Annotated in this window: 15 protein-coding genes; 10 read left to right on the plus strand and 5 right to left on the minus strand. The window is 71.6% G+C overall.

Annotation, left to right across the window (positions count from 1 at the left end; genetic code table 11):
- Nucleotides 1-49 precede the first annotated feature (49 nt).
- Nucleotides 50-790: a heparan-alpha-glucosaminide N-acetyltransferase gene (locus tag ACT80S_RS06870; RefSeq protein ID WP_377414284.1), complete on the minus strand. Its 741-nt coding sequence runs from the start codon at nucleotides 788-790 to the stop codon at nucleotides 50-52.
- Nucleotides 791-830: 40 nt separating this feature from the next.
- On the opposite strand from ACT80S_RS06870, the gene ACT80S_RS06875 reads away from it, so the two are divergent.
- Entirely contained in the window at nucleotides 831-2,816 is a 1,986-nt protein-coding gene (locus ACT80S_RS06875) for a peptidase U32 family protein (RefSeq protein ID WP_377414287.1), read from the plus strand.
- Between the two features lie 7 nt (nucleotides 2,817-2,823).
- Entirely contained in the window at nucleotides 2,824-4,713 is a 1,890-nt protein-coding gene (locus ACT80S_RS06880) for a sensor histidine kinase (RefSeq protein WP_377414290.1), read from the plus strand.
- A gap of 30 nt (nucleotides 4,714-4,743) precedes the next feature.
- Here ACT80S_RS06880 and ACT80S_RS06885 read toward each other — a convergent pair whose 3' ends face one another.
- On the minus strand, nucleotides 4,744-5,544 hold the full coding sequence (locus tag ACT80S_RS06885) for a DUF2189 domain-containing protein (RefSeq protein WP_377414292.1): 801 nt from the start codon (nucleotides 5,542-5,544) through the stop codon (nucleotides 4,744-4,746).
- A gap of 134 nt (nucleotides 5,545-5,678) precedes the next feature.
- On the opposite strand from ACT80S_RS06885, the gene ACT80S_RS06890 reads away from it, so the two are divergent.
- Entirely contained in the window at nucleotides 5,679-6,614 is a 936-nt protein-coding gene (locus ACT80S_RS06890; RefSeq protein WP_377414294.1) for an SAM-dependent methyltransferase, read from the plus strand.
- A 26-nt stretch (nucleotides 6,615-6,640) separates the two neighbouring features.
- Here the strand turns inward: ACT80S_RS06890 and purL are convergent, their stop codons facing one another.
- Nucleotides 6,641-10,609 (minus strand): phosphoribosylformylglycinamidine synthase, encoded by a 3,969-nt coding sequence (gene purL, locus ACT80S_RS06895; RefSeq protein WP_377414296.1) that lies wholly within the window; start codon nucleotides 10,607-10,609, stop codon nucleotides 6,641-6,643.
- Nucleotides 10,610-10,745: 136 nt separating this feature from the next.
- Here purL and map point away from each other — a divergent pair, with 136 nt between their 5' ends.
- From map to ACT80S_RS06925, 6 genes are all read left to right on the plus strand, one after another.
- Nucleotides 10,746-11,555 (plus strand): type I methionyl aminopeptidase, encoded by an 810-nt coding sequence (gene map, locus ACT80S_RS06900; RefSeq protein WP_377414298.1) that lies wholly within the window; start codon nucleotides 10,746-10,748, stop codon nucleotides 11,553-11,555.
- Between the two features lie 5 nt (nucleotides 11,556-11,560).
- The gene (locus tag ACT80S_RS06905) at nucleotides 11,561-14,209 is read left to right on the plus strand and encodes a [protein-PII] uridylyltransferase (RefSeq protein WP_377414301.1); all 2,649 of its coding nucleotides are present in this window, start codon (nucleotides 11,561-11,563) and stop codon (nucleotides 14,207-14,209) included.
- 108 nt (nucleotides 14,210-14,317) lie between these two features.
- Nucleotides 14,318-14,602 (plus strand): toxin-antitoxin system TumE family protein, encoded by a 285-nt coding sequence (locus ACT80S_RS06910; RefSeq protein ID WP_377414303.1) that lies wholly within the window; start codon nucleotides 14,318-14,320, stop codon nucleotides 14,600-14,602.
- Nucleotides 14,599-14,952, plus strand: a complete 354-nt coding sequence (locus ACT80S_RS06915) for an HVO_A0114 family putative DNA-binding protein (protein WP_377414305.1) — start codon at nucleotides 14,599-14,601, stop codon at nucleotides 14,950-14,952. Before ACT80S_RS06910 ends, ACT80S_RS06915 begins: the two co-directional genes overlap by 4 nt.
- Before the next feature lie 60 nt (nucleotides 14,953-15,012).
- Nucleotides 15,013-15,777 carry an SDR family oxidoreductase gene (locus ACT80S_RS06920; protein WP_377414308.1) on the plus strand — a complete coding sequence of 255 codons (765 nt, stop codon included), beginning with the start codon at nucleotides 15,013-15,015 and terminating at the stop codon, nucleotides 15,775-15,777.
- Between the two features lie 51 nt (nucleotides 15,778-15,828).
- Entirely contained in the window at nucleotides 15,829-16,827 is a 999-nt protein-coding gene (locus ACT80S_RS06925) for a DnaJ C-terminal domain-containing protein (RefSeq protein WP_377414311.1), read from the plus strand.
- A 24-nt stretch (nucleotides 16,828-16,851) separates the two neighbouring features.
- On the opposite strand, the gene def is transcribed toward ACT80S_RS06925, so the two are convergent.
- Together def and hrpA are read right to left on the minus strand one after the other, a co-directional pair.
- A complete protein-coding gene (gene def, locus ACT80S_RS06930) occupies nucleotides 16,852-17,391 on the minus strand; it encodes a peptide deformylase (protein ID WP_377414314.1) in 540 nt (179 codons plus the stop codon).
- A 94-nt stretch (nucleotides 17,392-17,485) separates the two neighbouring features.
- The gene (gene hrpA, locus ACT80S_RS06935; RefSeq protein WP_377414553.1) at nucleotides 17,486-21,337 is read right to left on the minus strand and encodes an ATP-dependent RNA helicase HrpA; all 3,852 of its coding nucleotides are present in this window, start codon (nucleotides 21,335-21,337) and stop codon (nucleotides 17,486-17,488) included.
- Nucleotides 21,338-21,506: 169 nt separating this feature from the next.
- Between hrpA and argA the strand changes: the two genes are divergently transcribed.
- Nucleotides 21,507-22,856: an amino-acid N-acetyltransferase gene (gene argA / locus ACT80S_RS06940; protein WP_377414317.1), complete on the plus strand. Its 1,350-nt coding sequence runs from the start codon at nucleotides 21,507-21,509 to the stop codon at nucleotides 22,854-22,856.
- Nucleotides 22,857-22,916: the final 60 nt, after the last annotated feature.

Below are 22,916 nucleotides of genomic sequence, written 5' to 3' on the forward strand. Positions count from 1 at the left end.
GGCCCGCCGGCCCGCCTCCCCAGCAGACGCGGCCCCCGGGCCGCGTTTTTCATTGGGCCCGCAGGGTCGCCGCCAGCATCAGCGCGCCGATCAACACCGGCTGGTGCAGCAGGTACCAGGTGAGGCTCCAGCGGCCCAGCCACGCCAGCGGCGCCGGCGCGGCCCCCGCGAACCAGTGCGGGCGGCGCCGCAGCGCCCACTGGCCCGCGGCCAGGCCCCACCAGGCCGCGGCCAGCCAGGGCACCAGGGGCACGTAGTCCTCGGTGACCGGCTTGCGCCCGACCAGGCCCAGCCAGTTGAAGGCCGGCGCGTCCAGCCAGGCCGGTGCGAGGCCGGCGCCATGCGCCCAGGCCGCGGCGAATTTCGCGCCCAGGGCCAGCGCCCCGGCCAGCCACAGCCAGGCGCCCCAGCCCGCCGTGAGCCGCAGCACCAGCAGCATCACCGCGATGCCGTGCAGCACGCCGAAGTAGATGAAGCTGCGGGGAAACACCAGCCAGGAACCCGCCGTGACCAGCAGCGCCGCGCCGGCGACCTGGGCCCACCGCCGCCAGAAGCGCCGGGCCGGCTGCCCCTGCGCCAGGGCCACCGCCTGCGAGACGCCGGCGCAGGCGAGGAACAGGCTGACGATCAGCGTGCGCTGCACCGTCCACAGCGGGTCGTTGTAGAAGTCCTGCCGCCAGAAGCCGAGCCAGGCCAGGTCGAAGGCGAGGTGGAACGCGGTCATCCAGGCCACGGCCCCGCCGCGCCAGGCATCGAGGCGGGAGTAACGGGCGGTTTCGGCGATGGCCATGGGCCGACCTTACCCGAAGCGCGCTGGGATAATCCCGCCCATGCTTGCCAACCACCAGATCGAGCTGCTGGCGCCCGCCCGGGACGCCGATATCGGCATCGAGGCCATCAACCACGGGGCTGACGCCGTGTACATCGGCGGACCCAGCTACGGCGCCCGCGTCTCCGCCAGCAACTCGGTGCAGGACATCGAGCGCCTGGCCCGCCACGCCCACCGCTTCGGCTCGCGGATCTTCGTGACCCACAACACCATCCTGCGCGACGACGAGCTCGAAGGCGCGCGCCAGATGGCCTGGGACGTCTACCGCGCCGGCGCCGACGTCCTGATCATCCAGGACATGGGCCTGCTCGAGCTCGACCTGCCCCCGATCCAGCTGCACGCCAGCACCCAGACCGACATCCGCACCGTGGACAAGGCCCGCTTCCTGCAGGACGTGGGCTTCTCCCAGATGGTGCTGGCCCGCGAGCTGACCCTGGAGCAGATCCGCGAGATCAACGCCGCCATCGACCCCGAGCGCTGCAAGCTGGAGTTCTTCATCCACGGCGCGCTGTGCGTGGCCTACAGCGGCCAGTGCTTCATCTCGCACGCCCACACCGGCCGCAGCGCCAACCGCGGCGACTGCTCCCAGGCCTGCCGCCTGCCCTACCACGTGGTCGACGAGAAGGGCCGCTTCATCGCCCACGACAAGCACGTGCTCTCGATGAAGGACAACGACCAGAGCGCCAACCTCGCCGCCCTGGTGGACGCCGGCGTGCGCAGCTTCAAGATCGAGGGCCGCTACAAGGACATGGGCTACGTGAAGAACATCACCGCCCACTACCGCCGGCTGTTCGACGCGCTGATCGAGGAGCGCGAAGGCAGCGACCGCCCGCTGGCGCGGGCCTCCAGCGGCCGCACCACCTTCACCTTCACGCCCGACCCGAACCAGAACTTCAACCGCGAGTTCACCGACTACTTCGTCAACGGCCGCAAGGACGACATCGGCGCCTTCGACTCGCCCAAGAACCCGGGCCGCGCCATCGGCTGGGTCACCGCCGTCGGCCCCAACTGGGTGGATCTGGAGTGCAGCGACGCCCAGACCCTGCTGCACAACGGCGACGGCCTGTGCTACTACGACCTGCACAAGGAACTGGTCGGCATGGCGATCAACCGCGCCGAGCCGGCCGGCAAGCTGGGGCACTGGCGCGTCTTCCCCAAGGACCCCATTGCCGGCATGCCCGACCTGCGCAAGGGCACCGAGATCAACCGCAACCGCGACATGGCGTGGGTGCGCATGCTGGAGAAGAAGTCCAGCGACCGCCGCATCGGCCTGTGGGCCACGCTGTCCGAGACGCCCGGGGGCTTGCGCCTCACGCTGACCGACGAGGACGGCCATGTCGGCGCCGCCGACCTGCCCCATGCCAAGGAGCCGGCGCGCGGCGAGTCCAGGCTCGCCGAGCAGCTGGCGCGCTTCGGCAACACGATCTTCGAGGCCATCGACATCCAGCTGCAGCTGTCGCAGCCCTGGTTCATCCCGGCCTCGTCCCTGAACACCCTGCGCCGCGACGCCGTGGCCGCCCTCGAGGAGGCCCGCGCCAAGGCCTACCAGCGCCCGCTGCGCGGGCAGCCGGTGGAGCCGCCCGTGCCCTACCCCGAGGACACGCTCACCTACCTGGCCAACGTCTACAACCACAAGGCCCATGACTTCTACGCGAAGCACGGCGTCAAGGTGATCGACGCGGCCTACGAGAGCCACGAGGAGGAAGGCGAGGTCAGCCTCATGATCACCAAGCACTGCGTGCGCTGGTCCATGAGCCTGTGTCCCAAGCAGGCCAAGGGCGTGATCGGCGTCAAGGGCACGATCAAGGCCGAGCCGCTCCAGCTGGTGAACGGCAAGGAGAAGCTGACCCTGCACTTCGACTGCAAGCCCTGCGAGATGCATGTGGTGGGGCGCATGAAGAAATCGGTCATGAACCAGCGGGTGCGCGAGATGGCCGAGGCGCCCCTGACCTTCTACCGGACCCGGCCGCCCGTGCCACGGCCCTGAGCCCGCCATGCCGGCCTTTCCGACTGCCCCCGCAGACTCCCAGGAAAGGCCGGCCTCCCCCGGGGCGGCAGAGCCACGCCCGCCCGCGGCGCGCCGTGCGGTCGGCCTGTACCCGCTGCTCGTCTCCCTGCCGGTGATCGTGGTGCTGCCGCTGCTGATGTTCAGCGGCGTCTTGCTGCACCTCATGGGCGAACAGACCCGCGCCGCCACGGCGCGCGAGCTCTCCGCCACCAACCGGGCGATGGCGGCCTCCGTCGAGCGCGAGTTGAGCCATGTCCGGCAGGCCTTGCGCCTGGTGGCCGAATCCCCGGGCCTGGAGGCCGGGCGCATCGACCTCCCCTACCTCGCGGCGCAGATCCGCGAGGTCACCCGCGCCGACCTCGGGCTGCAGACCCTCAGCGTGGTGGCGCCGGACGGCCGGGTGCTGCTGGAGTACCCGCCCGCCGCCGGCGGGCCGGGGCGCATCCCCCTGGGGGACCACCACCGCAAGGTCTTCGAGACTAACCAGGTCGTGATCTCCGACCTCCACGCCAGCGGATCCGACGGCCGCCTCGCCATCTCGGTCAACTACCCGGTCTGGCGGGCCGGCCGCATCCTCTGGCTGGTGTCGGCCCGGCTCGACCCGGTCCACCTCGCCGGCATCATGGGCAGCCACATCGCCGGCCGCGACAGCGCGGTCGCGACGCTGCTGGACGGGCGTTACCGCATCCTCGCGCGAACCCGCGAGATGGACCGCTTCCTCGGGGCCATGCCCAGCGAGGAGACCTTGCGCGCCGTGACCAGCAGGGACACCGGCGTGCGGCGCTTCCCGACCCGGGATGGCAACGAGTACCTCTGGGCCTGGGCCACCACGATCGATGGCTGGATCGCGCTGACCGGCATCCCCGCGCGCGCGGCCGACGCGGCGCTGCAGGAGTCGCTGCTGCGCCTGGCGGGCGTGGGCCTGGCGCTGCTGCTGGTCGGCCTGTCGGCCTCGCTGCTGCTGGCGCGCCGGATCGTGCGCACCGTGGACCGCATGGCCACCGACGCCCCGCGCCTGGCGCGCGGCGAGGCGCCGCCGGGCCGGCGCTCGGGCGTGCGCCAGCTCGACGCCCTGCGCGACGCCCTGGTCTCCGCCGGCCGCCACGTGGTGCGCGCCCTGGCCGACCGCGACCAGGCCCTGGAGGCCGAGCGCGTCGCCCGGGCCCTGGCCGACGAGGACAACCGGGCCAAGGACATCTTCATCGCCACCCTCTCGCACGAGCTGCGCAACCCGCTCTCGCCGATCCGCGCCGCGGCGGCGGTGCTGCGCTCGCCGCAGGCCGACGAGGCGCGCCGCGCCTGGGCCGTCTCGGTGATCGAGCGCCAGTCCGCCGCCATGGCGCGCCTGCTCGAGGACCTCCTGGACATCGCCCGCATCAACAGCGGGCGCATCCTGCTGGAGCGCGAGCCGACGGACCTGGGCCGGGTGCTGGAGTCGGCGATCGAGGTGGCCCGGCCCCTGATCGAGCAGCGCGCCCACACGCTGCAGGTGCGCCTGCCCGACCCGCCGGTGACGCTGGACGCCGACCCGCTGCGCCTGTCCCAGGTCTTCGCCAACCTCCTGACGAATGCGGCCAAGTACACCGACCCGGGCGGCCTGGTCGAGGTCTTCACCGAGGCCACGCCGGCCGAGGTGCGCGTCACCGTCCGCGACAACGGCATCGGCCTGGAGCCGCAGGCCCTGGAGCAGGTGTTCCAGCGCTTCGCCCAGGTGCGCGGCTCGCTGGACCGCGCGCAGGGCGGCCTGGGCATCGGCCTGTCACTGGTGCGCGGGCTGGTGCGCCTGCATGGCGGCTGGGTGCGCGCGCACAGCGCGGGCCTGGGCCGCGGCAGCACCTTCGTGGTGGGCCTGCCGCTGCAGCCGCAACCGGCGTGAGGGCGCGGGCCGCGGCGTCCCCGCCCGGCCTCAGGCCTGCGGCTCCACCCAGCGGAAGCAGCCCCGGTAGGCATGCCAGCTCGCATGCCCCAGCCAGGGCCCGGCCACCAGCAGGCCGGCGGCCCAGGGCAGCGCCATCGCGCCCAGCACCACGGCGACGATCAGCGCGCCCCACAGCAGCAGCGGCAGCGGCCGGCCGGTGACGGCCTGCAGGCTGGACAGGCCGGCGGTGATGGCGTCGGTGTCGCGGTCCAGGATCATCGGCAGCGAGACCACGCAGGTGCCGAACACCAGCCCGGCGAAGACCCCGCCCACCACGGTGTAGACCGCCACGAACTCCCAGTTGCGCGGGTTGAACACCGCCTGCAGCACGCTGGCGGTGCTGGGCATGCCGGTGTCGAAGAACACCGCGAAGACGACCAGCGAGGCCCGCCCCCACAGCAGCTCCAGCAGCAGGAGCACCAGCACCAGCAGGCCCATGCTGCCCAGGCGCTTGTCCCAGCAGGTCAGCGACTCCGACAGGCTGGCGCGCTCGCCGCGCTCGAGCCGGCGGCTGGCGTCGTACAGGCCCATCGCCAGGAAGGGGCCGACCAGGAAGCAGCCCGAGACGAAGGACATGGTGTACTCCGGCGCGTGCCGGAACACCGCCCCGAGCAGGGCCGCCATGCTCCAGAAGCAGGCGCCGTAGAACAGGGCCACCACCGGCGCGGCGCGCAGGTCACGCAGGCCGGCGGCGAGCCAGCGGAAGGGGTCGGCGAGCGAGACGGCGCGCAGCTCGCGCCGGGCGGGCGCGGGCGGCGTGGCGGGTACGGGTTCCTCGGACAGGGTCATGGCCTGATTGCAGCCGTCCCCGCCGCGACCGGCCATTCGTGGGAACCCTCGCCGTGGTGCTATGGTCGCCCCCCATGCGATCGACTCCCGCGCCCCGAACCGCTCCCACCTCCCCCACCGCCAGGATGACCCCGATGCCCGCCGTCGCCCGCATCACGCCCGCCACCCGCTCCACCCGAATCGCCGGCGTCGCCCGCACGACCCGCCACCTCGCCGCGCTGGCCCTGGCCGCCGCCGCGCTGGCCGCCCTGCCCGCCCGGGCCCAGGCGCCGCAGGCCGCCCCCGCGGTCCCCGCGCAGCCCGCCTTCCTCGACGAGGTCCCCTTCATCACCACGCCCGACCATGTGACCCTGGAGATGCTGTCCATCGCCGGCGTCGGCGCCGCGGACCACGTGATCGACCTGGGCTCCGGCGACGGCCGCATCGTCGTCACCGCCGCGCGCCGCTTCGGCGCCACCGGCCTGGGCGTGGAGATCGTGCCGGACCTGGTCGAGCGCAGCGAGCGCGCCGCGCGCCTCGCCGGCGTCTCCGACAAGGCGAAGTTCAAGGTGCAGGACCTGTTCGAGACCGACCTCACGCCCGCCAGCGTCATCACCATGTACCTGCTGCCGGACTTCAACCTGAAGCTGCGGCCCCTGCTGCTGGCGCTCAAGCCCGGCACCCGCGTCGTCTCGCACGACTGGGACATGGGCGACTGGGCGCCCGACGAGACCCGCGTGCTGGCGGTGCCGGACAAGGCCGTCGGCCGCGAGAAGCAAAGCAAGGTCCACTTCTGGGTGGTGCCGGCCCGCGTGGAGGGCCTGTGGTGCGGCGTGGGGCCGCTCACCGGCAGCAGCCTGCGCCTGGCGCAGCGTTACCAGGAAGTCACCGGGCAGTACGAGCGGCGCGGCCGCGTGCGCGAGATCCAGGCCCGCCTGCGCGGCGCCGTGCTGCGCACCCAGGAGACCCGCGACGGCGCGCTGGAACTGCAGGCCGAGGGCGACGCCCTGGTCCTGCGCAGCGGGCCGGGGCCGCTGGCCCTGGCGCGCGGCGCCACCTTCCGGCGCACCGCGGGCGAGCGCTGCGCCTGAACGCCCGCGGGGTCACCCCGGGGTGATCAACCCACCCACTTGCGGGCGTTGCGCCAGACCCGCAGCCACGGGCTGTCGGCGCTGATGTCGCCCCCGGTCCAGGACATCTGGATGTTGCGGAACACGCGCTCGGGGTGCGGCATCATGGCCGTGAAGCGGCCATCCGCCGTGGTCACCGCGGTCAGGCCGCCCGGGCTGCCGTTCGGGTTCAGCGGGTAGGTCTCGGTGGGCTGGCCGTGGTGGTCGGTGAAGCGCATCGCGCCGATCACCTTCGCCGCGTCGCCGCGCCGGGCGAAGTTGGCATAGCCCTCGCCGTGCGCCACCACGATCGGCAGGCGGCTGCCCTCCATGCCCTGGAAGAACAGGCTGGGGGACTGCAGCACCTCGACCTGCGACAGCCGCGCCTCGTAGCGCTCGCTGCGGTTGGTGGTGAAGCGCGGCCAGGCCTGCGCGCCCGGGATGATGTCGGCCAGTTCGGCCAGCATCTGGCAGCCGTTGCACACGCCCAGGGCGAAGGTGTCGGTGCGGGCGAAGAACTCCTTGAACTGCGCCGACAGCGGCGCGTTGAAGGTGATGCTGCGGGCCCAGCCGATGCCGGCGCCCAGCGTGTCGCCGTAGCTGAAGCCGCCGCAGGCCACGAAGCCCTTGAAGTCCCCGAGCTTCGCGCGGCCGGCCAGCAGGTCGGTCATGTGCACGTCCACCGCCTCGAAGCCGGCGCGGTCGAAGCAGTAGGCCATCTCCACGTGGGAGTTGACGCCCTGCTCGCGCAGCACCGCCACCTTGGGCCGCGCCAGGTTCAGGAACGGCGCGGCCACGTCCTCGGCCGGGTCGAAGCTGGGGGCGAACTGCAGGCCCGGGTCGGTCGGCTCGCCGGCCAGGGCGTGCTCGCTGTCGGCGCAGGCCGGGTTGTCACGCTGCTGCGCGATCTTCCAGCTCACGCTGTCCCAGACCTGGTGCAGGTCCGCCAGCGTGGCGCTGAAGACGGCCTTGGTGTCGCGCCACACCTGCACCTCGCCCTTGCCCACGTCGATGGACGAAGCCTGCGGGCGGGTGGTGCCGACGAAGTGGCTGTGCTTGCTCAGGCCGTGCTCGCGCAGGACCTGCATGACCTCATTGCGCACCGCGGTGGGCACCTGCAGCACCACGCCCAGCTCCTCGTTGAACAGGGCCTTGAGCGTGAGCTCCTCGCGGCGGGCGCTGACCTGGCCGGCCCAGTTCTTGGCGTCGCCATACTCGGCGCGGCTGTCGGTGATGCCGTCGCCCTCGGTGACCAGCAGGTCCACGTTCAGGGCCACGCCGACGTGGCCGGCGAAGGCCATCTCGCAGGCCGCGGCCAGCAGGCCGCCGTCGCTGCGGTCGTGGTAGGCGAGGATGCGGCCCTGCGCGCGCAGGGCGTTGACGGCGTTGACCAGGTTCACCAGGTCCTGCGCGTCGTCCAGGTCGGGCACCGCGCCGCCGGGCTGCTCCAGCACCTGCGCCAGGATGGAGCCGCCCATGCGGTTGCGGCCCTTGCCCAGGTCCACCAGCACCAGGGTGGTGTCCTGCGCGGCGTCCAGCTGCGGGGTCAGCGTGCCGCGCACGTCGCCCAGGGTGGCGAAGGCGGTGACGACCAGGCTCACCGGGGAGGTGACCTTCTTCTGCGCATCCCCCTCCTTCCACTGGGTGCGCATGGACAGGCTGTCCTTGCCCACCGGGATGGCGATGCCCAGCGCCGGGCACAGCGCCATGCCCACGGCCTTGACGGTCTCGTAGAGCGCGGCGTCCTCGCCCGGCTCGCCGCAGGCGGCCATCCAGTTGGCGGACAGCTTCACGCGGGGCAGCTCGATCGGCGCGGCCAGCAGGTTGGTGATGGCCTCGGCCACGGCCATGCGGCCGGAGGCGGCGGCATCGACCGAGGCCAGCGGCGTGCGCTCGCCCATGGCCATCGCCTCGCCGGCAAAGCCCTGGTAGTCGGCCAGGGTGACGGCCACGTCGGCCACCGGCACCTGCCAGGGGCCGACCATCTGGTCACGGTGGGTCATGCCGCCCACGGTGCGGTCGCCGATGGTGATCAGGAAGCGCTTGGAGGCCACGGTGGGATGCGCCAGGACCTGGATCACGGCGTCCTGCAGCTTCACGCCGGTGAGGTCGATGGGGGGCGCCTCGCGCTTCACCGTCTTCACGTCACGGTGCATCTTGGGCGGCTTGCCCAGGAGCACGTCCATGGGCATGTCCACGGCCTGGTTCTTCTCGTCGGCCACCACCAGCTGGCGCTCCTCGGTGGCCACGCCGACCACCGCGAAGGGGCAGCGCTCGCGCTCGCACATGGCGGTGAATTCGGCCAGCGACTCCGGCGCGATGGCCATGACGTAGCGCTCCTGGCTCTCGTTGCACCAGATCTCCTTGGGCGCCAGGCCGGACTCCTCCAGCGGCACCTTGGACAGGTCGAAGCGCGCGCCGCGGCCGGCGTCGTTGGTCAGCTCGGGGAAGGCGTTGGACAGGCCGCCGGCGCCCACGTCGTGGATCGCGAGGATGGGGTTCTTCTCGCCCAGCTTCCAGCAGTGGTTGATGACCTCCTGGGCCCGGCGCTCGATCTCGGGGTTGCCGCGCTGCACGGAGTCGAAGTCGAGTTCGGCCGCATTGGCGCCGGTGGCCATGGAGCTGGCCGCGCCGCCGCCCATGCCGATGCGCATGCCGGGGCCGCCCAGCTGCACCAGCAGCGTGCCGGCGGGGAACAGGATCTTCTGCGTGAGGCCGGCGTCGATGGCGCCCAGGCCGCCGGCGATCATGATCGGCTTGTGGTAGCCGCGCACCACGCCGTCCACGGTCTGCTCGTACTCGCGGAAGTAGCCGGCCAGGTTGGGGCGGCCGAACTCGTTGTTGAACGCGGCGCCGCCCAGGGGGCCCTCGGTCATGATCTGCAGCGGGCTGGCGATGTGCGCCGGGCGGCCGTTGGGGTTGTCCCACAGGCGCGAGACGGTGAAGCCGGTCAGGCCGGCCTTGGGGCGCGAGCCGCGGCCGGTGGCGCCCTCGTCGCGGATCTCGCCGCCGGCGCCGGTGGAGGCGCCCGGGAACGGCGAGATGGCGGTGGGGTGGTTGTGCGTCTCCACCTTCATCAGCACGTGCTGGGTGGAGGCGCGCTTGCCGTAGGCGCTGGCGCCGCTGTCCGCGGGCACGAACAGCTCGACCTCGTTGCCCTCCATGATGGCGGCGTTGTCCGAGTAGGCCACCACGGTGTGCTGGGGCGCCAGCTGGTGGGTGTTGCGGATCATGCCGAACAGGCTCTTGTCCTGGGCCACGCCGTCGATGGTGAACTGGGCGTTGAAGATCTTGTGGCGGCAGTGCTCGCTGTTCGCCTGGGCGAACATCATCAGCTCCACGTCGGTGGGGTTGCGGCCCAGGCCGGTGAAGGCCTTCACCAGGTAGTCGATCTCGTCGTCGGCCAGGGCCAGGCCGAATTCCACGTTGGCCTTCTCCAGCGCGGCGCGGCCGCCGCCGAGCACGTCCACGTGCTCCATCGGCTGCGGCTCCAGCTCGGTGAACAGGCGGTGCGCGCCGGCGCGCTCGAACAGCGCGGTCTCGGTCATGCGGTCATGCAGCAGGCCGGCGATGGCCTCGCGCTGGGCCGGCTCGAGGGCGGGCTTGCCCCCCAGCAGGCCGGACTTGAACTGCACCCGGTATTCCACGATGCGTTCGAGCCGGTGCACGGCCAGGCCGCAGTTGTGGGCGATGTCGGTGGCCTTGGAGGCCCAGGGCGAGACGGTGCCCAGGCGCGGGGTGACGACGATCAGCTCGCCCTCGGCGCCGCCGGCGTACGGGTCCCCGTAGGTGAGGAGGTCGGCCAGGCGCCGGACCTCGGCGGCCTCGGGCGCCTGGTCGAAGGCGGCCAGGTGCACGAAGCGGGCGGCGAGCCCGGTGATCTTGCCGTGGACCGCCTGGAGGCGGGGAAGCAGTTGCTGGACGCGGAACTCGCTGAGGGCGGCGCCGCCCTCGAATTCGGTGATGTGCAGGGTCACTGTGGGGCCTGGGAGGGGCTGGTGGTGAGGGGTCCGGGCGGGCCGCTGACTGGGGTCGGCCGGGCAATCCGCGATTTTACCGGGGCGCGGCCCTGTCGCCGGCAGTTGCATTGCCCCTCTGGAATAATCCGGGCCCATGACGATCACGTACAAGGATGCCGGCGAGATCCAGGCCATGCGCACCGCCTGCCGCCTCGCCTCCGAGGTCCTGGACTACCTCACGCCCTTCATCCAGCCGGGCATCACGACCAAGGAAATCGACCGCCTCGCGGCCGAATACATGCAGAAGCAGGGGACCACCTCGGCGACGCTGGGCTACCAGCCGCCCGGCTACCCGCCCTACCCCGCCTCCCTGTGCACCTCGGTGAACCACGTGGTGTGCCACGGCATCCCCAACGAGAAGCCGCTGAAGAAGGGCGACATCGTCAACGTCGACGTCACCGTCATCAAGGACGGCTGGTACGGCGACACCAGCCGCATGTTCCTGGTGGGCGAGGTCTCCATCGCCGCGCGCCGCCTGGCCCAGCTCACGTACGACGCCATGTGGCACGGCATCGTCAAGGTCAAGCCCGGCGCCCGCCTGGGCGACATCGGCTTCGCCATCCAGAAGTTCGCCGAGAGCAACGGTTTCTCCATCGTGCGCGAGTTCTGCGGCCACGGCATCGGCCGCAAGTTCCATGAGGAGCCTCAGGTGCTGCATTACGGCAGGCCCGGCACCCTCGAGGAGCTCAAGCCCGGGATGACCTTCACCATCGAGCCCATGATCAACCTGGGCCGCCGCGAGGTGAAGGAGCATGGCAACGACGGCTGGACCATCGTCACCCGCGACCGCTCGCTGTCCGCGCAGTGGGAGCACACCGTGCTGGTCACCGACACCGGCTACGAGGTGCTGACCGTCTCGGCCGGCAGCCCGCCGCCGCCGGCGTTCGTGACCGCGGCAGCCTGACCGGCATGAGCGGCGCCCCCGGCACGACCACGCCCACGGCCACGCCGGACCTGCCGGCCCTGCGCGAGGACTGGCGGCGCCGCAAGGCCGCCCTGCTCGAGTCGCTGCGCGCCACCGGCAGCTCCACCCGGGGCATCCACCGCCTGCTGCACGGCCTCGCCCGCGAGGCGGACGCCACCTTGTGCGCCCTGTGGGCGGCCGCGGCCTTCCCGGACAGCTTCGCACTGGTCGCCGTGGGCGGCTACGGCCGCGGCGAGCTGTACCCGCACTCCGACGTCGACGTGCTGGTGCTGATGCCCGACGGCACCGAGGTCGACGCCGACCCGGCCCTGAAGGCGCGGGTCGAGGCCTTCATCGGCCACTGCTGGGACGTCGGCCTGGAGATCGGCTCCAGCGTGCGCACCCTGTCGGACTGCATCGCCCAGGCCGAGGCCGACGTCACGGTGCAGACCTCGCTGCTCGAGTCCCGGCTGCTGGCGGGCCAGGTGCGCCTGTACCGGGAGTTCACCCGCCGCTTCGACGCGGCGATGGATCCCAAGGCCTTCTTCACCGCCAAGACGCTGGAGATGCAGCAGCGGCACCACAAGTTCGAGAACACGCCGTACTCGCTGGAGCCCAATTGCAAGGAGTCGCCCGGCGGCCTGCGCGACCTCCAGGTGATCCTGTGGGTGGCCAAGGCGGCCGGCCTGGGCCGCAGCTGGGACGAGCTCGCCCGCACCGGCCTGGCCACGCCCTTCGAGGCGCGCCAGATCAAGCGCAACGAGGCCCTGCTGGCCCTGATCCGGGCGCGCCTGCACCTGCTGTCGAACCGCCGCGAGGACCGGCTGGTGTTCGACCTGCAGACCGCGGTGGCCGAGAGCTTCGGCGACAGCAACCGCATCGGCGACAACGGCCGCATCATCCAGCGCGCCAGCGAGGCGCTGATGCGCCGCTTCTACTGGGCGGCCAAGGCGGTTACCCAGTTGAACCAGGTGCTGCTCCTGAACATCCAGGAGCGCCTCGCCCCGGACAACCACCCGCCGCACCGCATCAACGACCGCTTCCTGATGAAGGATGGCCGCATCGAGGTGGCCAGCGACGACCTGTACGAGCGCGAGCCTCGCGCCATCCTGGAGACCTTCCACGTCTTCGAGACCACGGTGGGCGCCACCGGGCTGTCGGCGCGCACGCTGCGCGCCCTGTACAACGCCCGCAACCTCATGGACGGCAGGTTCCGCGCCGACCCGGCCAACCGCGCGATGTTCATGGCGATCCTGCGGGAGCCCGAGGGCATCACCCACGCCATGCGGCTGATGAACCAGACCTCGGTGCTGGGACGCTACCTGTGGGTGTTCCGCCGCATCGTGGGGCAGATGCAGCATGACCTGTTCCACGTCTACACGGTGGACCAGCACATTCTCATGGTGCTGCGCAACGTGCGCCGCTTCTTCATGCCCGAGCATGCCCACGAGTACCCGTTCTGCTCGCAGCTGGCGGGCGGCTGGGACAAGCCCTGGCTGCTGTACGCCGCGGCGCTGTTCCACGACATCGCCAAGGGCCGCGGCGGCGACCACTCGGAACTCGGGGGCAAGGAGGTGCGCGCCTTCTGCCGCCAGCACGGGGTGGAGGAGGAGGATGCCGAACTCATGGAATTCCTGGTGCGCGAGCACCTGACCATGAGCCACATCGCGCAGAAGCAGGACCTGAGCGACCCGGCGGTCATCACCCGGTTCGCGCAGCGCGTGGGCGACGCCCGCCACCTGACCGGGCTGTACCTGCTCACGGTGGCCGACATCCGCGGCACCAGCCCCAAGGTCTGGAACGCCTGGAAGGGCAAGCTGCTGGAGGACCTGTACCGCGCCACGCTGCGGGTGCTGGGCGGCCGCGCCCAGAACCGCGAGGCCGAGACCGAGGCGCGCCAGCGCGAGGCCCTGGCGCAGCTGGGCCTGCATGCCCTGCCCCACGACGCCCACAAGCGCCTGTGGGACAACCTGGACGTGGGCTACTTCATGCGCCACGACGCCGGGGAGATCGCCTGGCACACCCGCCACATCACCCGCCACCTCGCCGGCCTGGACGGCAGCCACACCGGCGACAAGCCGCTGGTGCGCGCGCGCCTGTCGCCGGTGGGCGAAGGCCTGCAGGTGCTGGTCTACACGCCCGACCAGGCCGACCTGTTCGCCCGCATCTGCGGCTACTTCGACCAGGCCGGCTTCAGCATCCTGGACGCCCGCATCCACACCACCCGGGACCAGCGCGCGCTGGACACCTTCCAGGTCGTGGGCAGCATGGGGCCGGAACACAACCGCGAGCTGGTCGCGATGGTCGAGTCCACCCTGGCCCAGACCCTGGCCGCCGCCGGCCCGCTGCCCCCGCCGAGCCGCGGCCGGGTCTCGCGCCGGGTCAAGAGCTTCCCGATCGCGCCGCGCGTGAGCCTGGCGCCCGACGAGAAGGCCCAGCGCTGGCTGCTGTCCATCTCCGCGAGCGACCGCGCCGGCCTGCTCTATTGCGTGGCCCGGGTGCTGGCCCGCCACCACATCAACCTGCAACTGGCCAAGATCTCGACCCTGGGCGAGCGGGTGGAGGACACCTTCCTCATCGACGGGGCGGAGCTGCAGCAAAACAAGCGGCAGATCGAGATCGAGACCGAGCTGCTCGAGGCGCTGTCGGCCTGAGGAGGCGCCGTCGCGGGTCGCTGGCGGGTCGCGGCCTCCAGGGACCTGGCGGGCTCGCAATTTGGTGGCATTTTGACAACTGGCCTGCGTGTTGGCATCATCGCCAACATGTCAGCCCGGCTGATCACCCGCTTCAAGAACGTCAACCCCGACGGCTCGATCCTGGAACTGGTGGTCTGGAAGGTGCCGGCACCCGTCCCGCCCACGGAGCACGGCTACAAGTACCGGGCGGTCTACGTGGCCGGTGGCGTGCGTATCGTCGGCTTCGACAACGAGCGAGGCAAGGGGGACCACTGCCACCTGGACGGCAAGGAACTGCCCTACCACTTCACCTCCGTCGAGCAGCTCGTGGAGGACTTCATTGCGGCGGTGTCCGCCAGGAGAGCGTCATGACGCAGCGTTACCTCACCATCACCCTGCAGTCCGACTGGAAGGAGGCGCTGCGTGCGGCGGCTCGGTCAGCCAATTCGGACGATTACCAGGGAGAGGTCCTGAACTTCGAAACGCCCGCCCAGTTCTTCGGGCGGTTGACAGAGAAGCGCTGGGAGGTCGTGCGGGCCGCGCAGGGACGCGGCGAACTCCCCGTGCGCGAGCTGGCGCGCCTCGTGGGCAGAGACGTGAAGCGCGTCCACGAGGACGTCGGCATCCTCGCGGAACTCGGCTTGCTGGAACGCACCGAAGCCGGTGGCGTGGTCTGCCCCTATGCCTCCATGCACATCGACATGTACCTCAAGGCCGCCTGACCGCGCGCGCCTTGCCTGTCACCACGAGGCCCGACCCGGCCTTGCGTCCGAGAACCTTGCATGAACGATCAACGAGTCCTCGTCACCGCCGGCGCCGCCGGCATCGGCCGCGCCATCGTGCGGGCCTTCCGGGCCGCCGGCGCGCGCGTCCACGCCTGCGACATCGACGCCGCCGCCCTCGCCGACCTGCGCCGCGAATGCCCGGGCGTGACCACCTCCGAGTGCGACATCGGCCAGCGCGCCGCCGTCGAGCGCATGGTCGCCGACGCGGTGGAGGCCCTGGGCGGGCTGGACGTGCTGGTGAACAACGCCGGCATCGCCGGCCCCACCGCGCCGGTCGAGGCCCTGGACCCCGACGCCTGGGAGGCCGTGATGCAGGTCAACCTGAACGGCACCTTCTACGTCACGCGGTCGGCCATCCCCCACCTCAAGGCCTCCGGCGACGGCGTGATCCTGGTGCTGTCCTCGCTCGCCGGCCGCTTCGGCTACCCGAACCGCAGCCCCTATGCCGCCTCCAAGTGGGGCCTGATCGGCCTGACCAAGACGCTCTCGCGCGAGCTGGGCGAGTTCGGCATCCGCGCCAACGCCCTGCTCCCGGGCGCGGTCGAGGGCCCGCGGATCGAGCGCGTCCTGGAAGGCCGGGCCGCCCACAGCGGCCGCAGCCTGGCGGAGGAACGCGCCGCCGCCTTCGCCAACCAGTCGATCAAGCGCTTCGTGCCGCCCGAGGAAATCGCCGCGATGGCGCTGTTCCTGGCCTCGGACGCGGCGCGCTCCATCTCGGGCCAGATCATCCCCATCGACGGCGACTCGCAGAGCGCCTCCTGACCCGGCCTCCGGTACGATATTGCACTGCAGCAATATCGCCCGGAGAACCCCTTGAACGTCGACGAGTGCTACGAGGAGCTCGGTCTCGCGCCTGACGCCAGCGACGAGCAGGTCAAGGCGGCATGGCGGCGGCTGGCCGCGCGCTGGCACCCGGACCGCAACGACAGCCCGCAGGCCCTGGCCCGGACCCAGCGGATCAACCGTGCCCTGGAGGAGATCCGCCGGGCGCGGGCCGAGGCCGCGGACGCGGCGCCTGCGCCGCCCGAGCCGGAGACGGTGGTGGAGCACGAGGTCGGCATCAGCCTCGAGGAAGTCGTCACCGGCTGCGTGCGCGAATTGCGCGGCGAGGTCCGGGAAGACTGCGCCGCCTGCGAGGGCAGCGGACTGCAGTCACCGCCGCCCGCCTGCGCCACCTGCGGCGGCACCGGCCAGGTCCGCCAGCACCTGTGGTTCGCGTGGATGCCGACCCAGGCCGAATGCGCCGACTGCGGCGGCCAGGGCACCACGCACGCCGCCTGCGCCTGCTGCGAGGGCAGCGGCCAGGCCCCGGCCCGCAAGTACCGGTGCCGCGCCGAGGTCCCGGCCGGTGCGCGCAGCGGCGACCGCTTCGAGCGGCTCGCCCAGGTGCAGGGCCCGCGGCACAGGCAGCCGGTGCGTCTGCGTCTTCGGGTGCGCGTGCTGCCCCACGACCTGTTCACCGCCGAGGCCGACGGCACCGTGCGCTGCGAGCTGCCGGTGGACGGCTTCGCCTGGACGGCGAACCGCTGGATCGACGTTCCCACGCCCCATGGCCTGCGGCAGATGCGCCTGCAGCGCGGATCCCTCAGCTACCGCATCAAGGGCGCGGGCCTGCCGGTCACGGCGGGTGCGCCGGCCGGGGATTGCATCGTCACCGTGGTGCCGGAGTTCCCCGACGAACTGGACGCCAAGCAGGAAGCCGCCATCGACAAGCTGGTCGCCGCCAATACCGGCAAGCCCGGCACGCCGGCGGGAGACCGCATGGCGGCATGGCACCGGCGGGTGAAGGCCTGGGCGGCGAAGCAGGACTGAAGAGGCGGCCGGGCCTTCGCGGACTCAGTCGTCCTGCCCCGCGTCCAGCCCGGGGAACAGCACCTCGGTGAAGCCGAACCGGCGGAAGTCCCTCACCCGCATCGGGTACAGCACCCCCAGCAGGTGGTCGCACTCATGCTGCACCACCCGGGCGTGGAAGCCCTCCACCGTGCGGTCGATCGGGTCGCCAAAGAGGTCGAAGCCGGTGTAGCGAATGCGCTTCCAGCGGGGCACCACGCCGCGCAGGCCGGGCACGGAGAGGCAGCCTTCCCAGCCCTCTTCCTCCTCGTCGCCGACCGGGGTGATGACCGGATTGACCAGCACCGTGCGGGGCACCACCGGCGCCTCGGGGTAGCGCGGGTTCGGCGCGTCGGTGCCGAAGATCACCACCTGCAGGTCGACGCCGATCTGGGGCGCGGCCAGGCCGGCGCCGCTGGCGGCGGCCATGGTGTCGACCATGTCCAGCACCAGCAGGTGCAGGGCGTCGGTGTCGAACCCCGTCACCGGCTGCGCCACGCGCAGCAGGCGGGGGTCGCCCATCTTCAGGATCTCGCGAACGGCCATCTCTAACCTCTCAGTTGTCCAACTGCGCCCGGATTTGGGGCTGCGGCATCACGTGCCCTGCGGGCCAATGCCAGCCTTCGCCGACAGCAGGGCCTCAACTTGTCAGCTGGGACCACACCTTTTCCAGACGCTTCACGCTCACCGGCTGCGGCGTGCGCAGCTCCTGCGCGAAGAAGCTCACGCGCAGCTCCTCCAGCAGCCAGCGGAATTCCTGCATGCGGTCGTCCACCGCGCCCTTGCGCTCGGCGACCAGGCGCCAGTAACGCTGCTCCTGCGGCTTCAGCTCGGTCAGCCGGGCGGCGTCACGCGCCGGGTCCGCGCGCCACTTGTCCAGGCGCAGGACGATGGCCTTGAGGTAGCGAGGCAGGTGCTGCAGCGAGGCCCAGGGCGTGTCGTGCAGGAACCGCTTGCCCACCAGGCGCTGCAGCTGCTGCGTGGCGTCCTGCGTGGCCTCGGGCGCGCTCTTGGTGTCCTTGATCTTGCGCAGGGCGGCGGCGTACTCGGCCAGGATGGTGCCGGCCAGGCGCGCCACCTCGTTGGCGATCAGGGTGAGGCGGCCGCGGCCCTCCTCCACCCGGCGCCTGAAGGCGGCCTCGTCGGCCGGCAGCGGCTCGAGCAGGAAGGCGCGGTCCAGCGCGAGGTCGATCACCTGCGCGCGCAGCTCTTCGACCGTGCCCAGGGACATGTAGGCCACGCCCATCTTCTGCAGGTCGGGAATGTTCTTCTCGAGGTACTTCAGCGCGTCGCGGATCTGGAGCGCGAAGAGCCGGCGCAGGCCGGCCCGGTGCTTCGCGGCGGCGACCTCGGGCTCGTCGAAGACCTCCAGCGTCACCGCGTCGCCCTGGTCCACCAGCGCGGGGAAGCCCACCAGGCTGGTGCCGCCCTTGCGGATCTCCATCAGCTCCGGCAGCTCGCCGAAGGTCCAGGCGGTGTAGCGCTGGGTCGCGTCGTGGGCCGGCGCGGCAGGCGCGGCGGCCCGGGCGGCGGCCACCCGCTCGGCGCGCACCGGCGACGGCGCGGCCACCGCCACCGGCTCGCCCGTGGGGGCGGCGGCCGGCGCCTTGAGCGAGGCCAGCGCCTGGAAGGCGCCGCGCGCCTTGGCGCCCCACTCGGCCTTCAGCGCGCCGAGGTTGCGCCCCATCCCGAGCTGGCGGCCATGTTCGTCCGTCACCCGCAGGTTCATGAACAGGTGGGCCGGCACCATGTCCAGCTTGAAGTCGGTGCGCTTCACGTCGAGGCTGGTGGCGTCGCGCACCTTCTTCAGGAGCACGTCGGTCAGTGCGCCGTGGCCGAACACCTCGGGCCGGCACAGTTCCTCGGCCAGCCGGGCGGCCGACTCGGGCAGCGGCACGAAGCGCGCCCGCGGCTTCTGCGGCAGCGACTTGAGCAGGGCCTGGACCTTGTCCTTCAGCATGCCCGGCACCAGCCACTCGCAGCGCTCCTCGCTGACCTGGTTCAGGACGAACAGGGGCACGGTGACGGTGAGGCCGTCGCGCGCGTCGCCCGGCTCGTGCAGGAAGGCGGTGGCGCAGTCCACGCCGCCCAGGCGGATCGTCTTGGGGAAGGCCTGGGTGGTGATGCCCGCGGCCTCGTGCCGCATCAGCTCGTCGCGCGTGAGCTTCAGCAGCTGCGGGTTCTTGCGGCTCTCGGTGCGGTACCAGCCCTCGAAGGTGCGGCCGTTGAAGACATCGGCCGGCAGCTGCTGGTCGTAGAAGGCGAAGATCAGCTCGTCGTCCACCAGCACGTCCTGGCGGCGCGACTTGTGCTCCAGCTCCTCGACCTGCTTCACCAGCTTGCGGTTGGCGGCCAGGAACGGCAGGTTCGTGTCCCACTGGCCCTCGACCAGGCCCTCGCGGATGAAGATCTCGCGCGCGCCGGCCTGGTCCACCCGGGCGAAGGGCGTGCGGCGGCCGCTGTAGATCACCAGGCCATACAGCGTGGCGCGCTCCAGCGCCACCACCTCGGCCTGCTTCTTCTCCCAGTGCGGGTCCAGCAGCTGCTTCTTCAGCAGGTGGCCGGCCACCTCCTCGATCCACTGCGGCTCGATGTTGGCGATGCCGCGGCCGAACAGGCGGGTGGTCTCCACCAGCTCCGCGACCACGATCCAGCGGCCGGGACGCTTCTTCAGGTGCGCTCCCGGATGGCGGTGGAACTTGATGCCGCGCGCGCCCAGGTACTCCGAGGAGGACGCGCCCGGGGTACCGGCGCGCGCGCCGGTGGCCGGGTTGTTGCCGCCGTCCTCCATCTTCCAGCCGATGTTCCCGAGCAGGCCGGCCAGCATGGACTTGTGGATCGCCTCGTAGTCGGCGGGCTGGGTGTTGACCCGCCACTTGTGCTCGGTCACCACCGTGAGCAGCTGGCTGTGGATGTCGCGCCACTCGCGCACCCGGCGGATGTTGATGAAGTTCTGCCGCAGCAGCTGCTCGTACTGGCGGTTGGACAGCTTGTGCGTGTCCCCATGGCCGCCGCGGGCCTCGTGGATCCAGCGCCAGAGGTTCACGTAGCCGGAGAACTCGCTCTTCTCGTCGTCGAACTTGGCATGCTGCTGGTCGGCCTGGGCCTGCGCCTCCAGGGGGCGGTCGCGCACGTCCTGCACGGACAGGGCCGAGGCCACCACCAGCACCTCGTCGAGCGCGCCGCGCTCGCGGGCCTCCAGGATCATGCGGCCCACGCGCGGGTCCAGCGGCAGGCGGGCGAGCTCGCGGCCCATGGGGGTGAGCTCGTTGGCCTCGTCCACCGCGCCCAGCTCGCCCAGGAGCTGGTAGCCGTCGGTGATCGCCCGGCGCTGCGGCGCCTCGAGGAAGGGGAAGTCCTCCACATTGCCCAGGCCCAGCGACTTCATGCGCAGGATCACCCCGGCCAGCGAGGAGCGCAGGATCTCCGGGTCGGTGAAGCGCGGGCGGGCGGCGAAGTCCTTCTCGTCGTAGAGGCGGATGCAGATGCCGTTGGCCACGCGGCCGCAGCGGCCGGCGCGCTGGTTGGCGGCCGCCTGGCTGATCGGCTCCACCAGCAGCTGTTCGACCTTGCTGCGGAAGCTGTATCGCTTGACCCGCGCCGTGCCGGCGTCGATCACGTAGCGGATGCCGGGCACGGTGAGCGAGGTCTCGGCCACGTTGGTGGCCAGCACGATGCGCCGGCCGGTGTGGCTGTCGAAGATGCGGTCCTGCTCGGCCTGCGACAGGCGCGAGAACAGCGGCAGCACCTCGGCGCCGCGCGTGAGCGGGCTGTGCGAGAGGTGGCCGCGCAGGTGGTCCGCCGCCTCGCGGATCTCGCGCTCGCCGGGCAGGAAGACCAGGATGTCCCCGCCCGCGTGCCCCGTCCACAGCTCGTCCACCGCCTCGGCGATGGCCTCGTTCAGCCCGCGCTCGCGGGTCTCCTCGAAGGGCCGCCAGCGCTGTTCCACCGGGAAGGTGCGGCCCGAGACGTAGATCACCGGCGCCGGGCCCTTGGCCGAGGCGAAATGCTGGGCGAAGCGCTCGGCGTCGATGGTGGCCGAGGTGACCACGATCTTCAGGTCGGGCCGGCGCGGCAGGATCTGCTTGAGGTAGCCGAGGAGGAAGTCGATGTTGAGGCTGCGTTCATGCGCCTCGTCGATGATCAGGGTGTCGTAGGCCTTGAGCAGCGGGTCGGTCTGGGTCTCGGCCAGCAGGATGCCGTCGGTCATCAGCTTGACCGAGGCGTCGCGCGAGAGCCGGTCCTGGAAGCGGACCTTGTAGCCCACCACCTCGCCGAGCGGCGTCTCGAGTTCCTCGGCGATGCGCTTGGCCACGCTGGAGGCTGCGATCCGCCGCGGCTGGGTGTGGCCGATGAACTGCCCGCGCTGGCCGGGGGCTGCGTTCAGGCGGCCGCGCCCCAGGGCCAGGGCGATCTTGGGCAGCTGGGTCGTCTTGCCCGAGCCGGTCTCGCCGCAGACGATGACCACCTGGTGCGCCGACACGGCGGCCATGATCTCCTCGCGCTTGGCGGAGACCGGCAGGGATTCGGGGAAGGTGATGCGAAGCGGGGACGACAAGGCGGCTCGGGGGTGCAGGCAGGGCGCGCCATTATCCCAGCGCCCCGCGGGCGCTCCCGGGCCCTTCCCGTACACTTTCCCGCTGATCCCACCCACCGCAGCGATGTCCACCGTCTTCAACTTCACCTTCGTGCCCTGGTTCCGCTCGGTGGCGCCCTACATCCACATGCACCGGGGCAAGACTTTCGTGGTCGGCCTGGCGGGCGAGGCCATCGCCGCCGGCAAGCTGCAGCACATCGCCCAGGACCTGGCGCTCATTCAGAGCATGGGCGTGAAGGTGGTCCTGGTGCACGGCTTCCGTCCCCAGGTGAACGAGCAGCTGCGGCTCAAGGGCCACCCGGCCAAGTACTCGCACGGCCTGCGCATCACCGACGAGGTGGCCCTCGACTGCGCCCAGGAAGCCGCCGGCCAGCTGCGCTACGAGATCGAGGCCGCCTTCTCGCAGGGCCTGCCCAACACCCCCATGGCCGGCTCCACGGTCCGCGTGATCTCCGGCAACTTCATCACCGCCCGCCCGGTGGGCATCGTCGACGGCGTGGACTTCCAGCATTCCGGCCTGGTGCGCAAGGTCGACGTCGCCGGCATCAGCCGCACCCTCGACGCCGGCAGCATGGTGCTGCTCTCCCCCTTCGGCTTCTCGCCCACCGGCGAGGCCTTCAACCTCACCATGGAGGAGGTCGCGACCAGCGTGGCCACCGCGCTGCAGGCGGACAAGCTGATCTTCCTGTCCGAGGTGCCCGGCATCCGCATGAAGCCCGGCGAGCCCGAGTCCGAGGACAACCCGATCGACACCGAGCTGCCCCTGGCCACCGCCGAACAGATCCTGGCGCGCGTGCCCGAAGCGCAGCAGCCCACCGACATCGCCTTCTACCTGCAGCACTGCGTGAAGGCCTGCAAGGCCGGCGTGGAACGCAGCCACATCATCCCCTTCGCGGTGGACGGCTCGCTGCTGCTGGAGGTCTACGTGCACGACGGCATCGGCACCATGGTGATCGACGAGAAGCTCGAGGAGCTGCGCGAGGCCACGCCCGACGACGTCGGCGGCATCCTGCAGCTGATCGAGCCCTTCGAGCGCGATGGCACCCTGGTCAAGCGAAGCCGCACCGAGATCGAGCGCGACGTCGCCAACTACACCATCATCGAGCACGACGGCGTGATCTTCGCCTGCGCCGCGCTCTATCCCTACCCCGAGGCCCGCACCGCCGAGATGGCGGCGCTCACCGTCTCGCCCCAGAGCCAGGGCCAGGGCGACGGCGAGAAGATCCTCAAGCGCGTCGAGCAGCGCGCCCGGGCCATGGGCCTGGACAGCATCTTCGTGCTGACCACGCGCACCATGCACTGGTTCCTGCGCCGCGGCTTCGTGCAGGTCGACCCCGACTGGCTGCCCGAGGCGCGCAAGCGCAAGTACAACTGGGACCGCCGCAGCATGGTGTTCGTGAAAAAGCTGTCCTGACGGCAACGTCTTACAGACAGCGCGCGGGGGCCAGCCCATCATGCGGCCCGGAGGTGGCCC

This window comes from Ramlibacter sp. MAHUQ-53, assembly GCF_052600055.1.

What these genes read in the sequence shown, in the direction of transcription:
- ACT80S_RS06910 (WP_377414303.1), top strand. Translation starts at nt 14,318, where the DNA reads ATGTCAGCCCGGCTGATCACCCGCTTCAAGAACGTCAACCCCGACGGC.
- ACT80S_RS06870 (WP_377414284.1), bottom strand. Translation starts at nt 790, where the DNA reads ATGGCCATCGCCGAAACCGCCCGTTACTCCCGCCTCGATGCCTGGCGC.
- map (WP_377414298.1), top strand. Translation starts at nt 10,746, where the DNA reads ATGACGATCACGTACAAGGATGCCGGCGAGATCCAGGCCATGCGCACC.
- argA (WP_377414317.1), top strand. Translation starts at nt 21,507, where the DNA reads ATGTCCACCGTCTTCAACTTCACCTTCGTGCCCTGGTTCCGCTCGGTG.
- ACT80S_RS06875 (WP_377414287.1), top strand. Translation starts at nt 831, where the DNA reads ATGCTTGCCAACCACCAGATCGAGCTGCTGGCGCCCGCCCGGGACGCC.
- ACT80S_RS06905 (WP_377414301.1), top strand. Translation starts at nt 11,561, where the DNA reads ATGAGCGGCGCCCCCGGCACGACCACGCCCACGGCCACGCCGGACCTG.
- ACT80S_RS06880 (WP_377414290.1), top strand. Translation starts at nt 2,824, where the DNA reads ATGCCGGCCTTTCCGACTGCCCCCGCAGACTCCCAGGAAAGGCCGGCC.
- ACT80S_RS06915 (WP_377414305.1), top strand. Translation starts at nt 14,599, where the DNA reads ATGACGCAGCGTTACCTCACCATCACCCTGCAGTCCGACTGGAAGGAG.
- ACT80S_RS06885 (WP_377414292.1), bottom strand. Translation starts at nt 5,544, where the DNA reads ATGACCCTGTCCGAGGAACCCGTACCCGCCACGCCGCCCGCGCCCGCC.
- def (WP_377414314.1), bottom strand. Translation starts at nt 17,391, where the DNA reads ATGGCCGTTCGCGAGATCCTGAAGATGGGCGACCCCCGCCTGCTGCGC.
- ACT80S_RS06890 (WP_377414294.1), top strand. Translation starts at nt 5,679, where the DNA reads ATGCCCGCCGTCGCCCGCATCACGCCCGCCACCCGCTCCACCCGAATC.
- ACT80S_RS06920 (WP_377414308.1), top strand. Translation starts at nt 15,013, where the DNA reads ATGAACGATCAACGAGTCCTCGTCACCGCCGGCGCCGCCGGCATCGGC.
- hrpA (WP_377414553.1), bottom strand. Translation starts at nt 21,337, where the DNA reads ATGGCCGCCGTGTCGGCGCACCAGGTGGTCATCGTCTGCGGCGAGACC.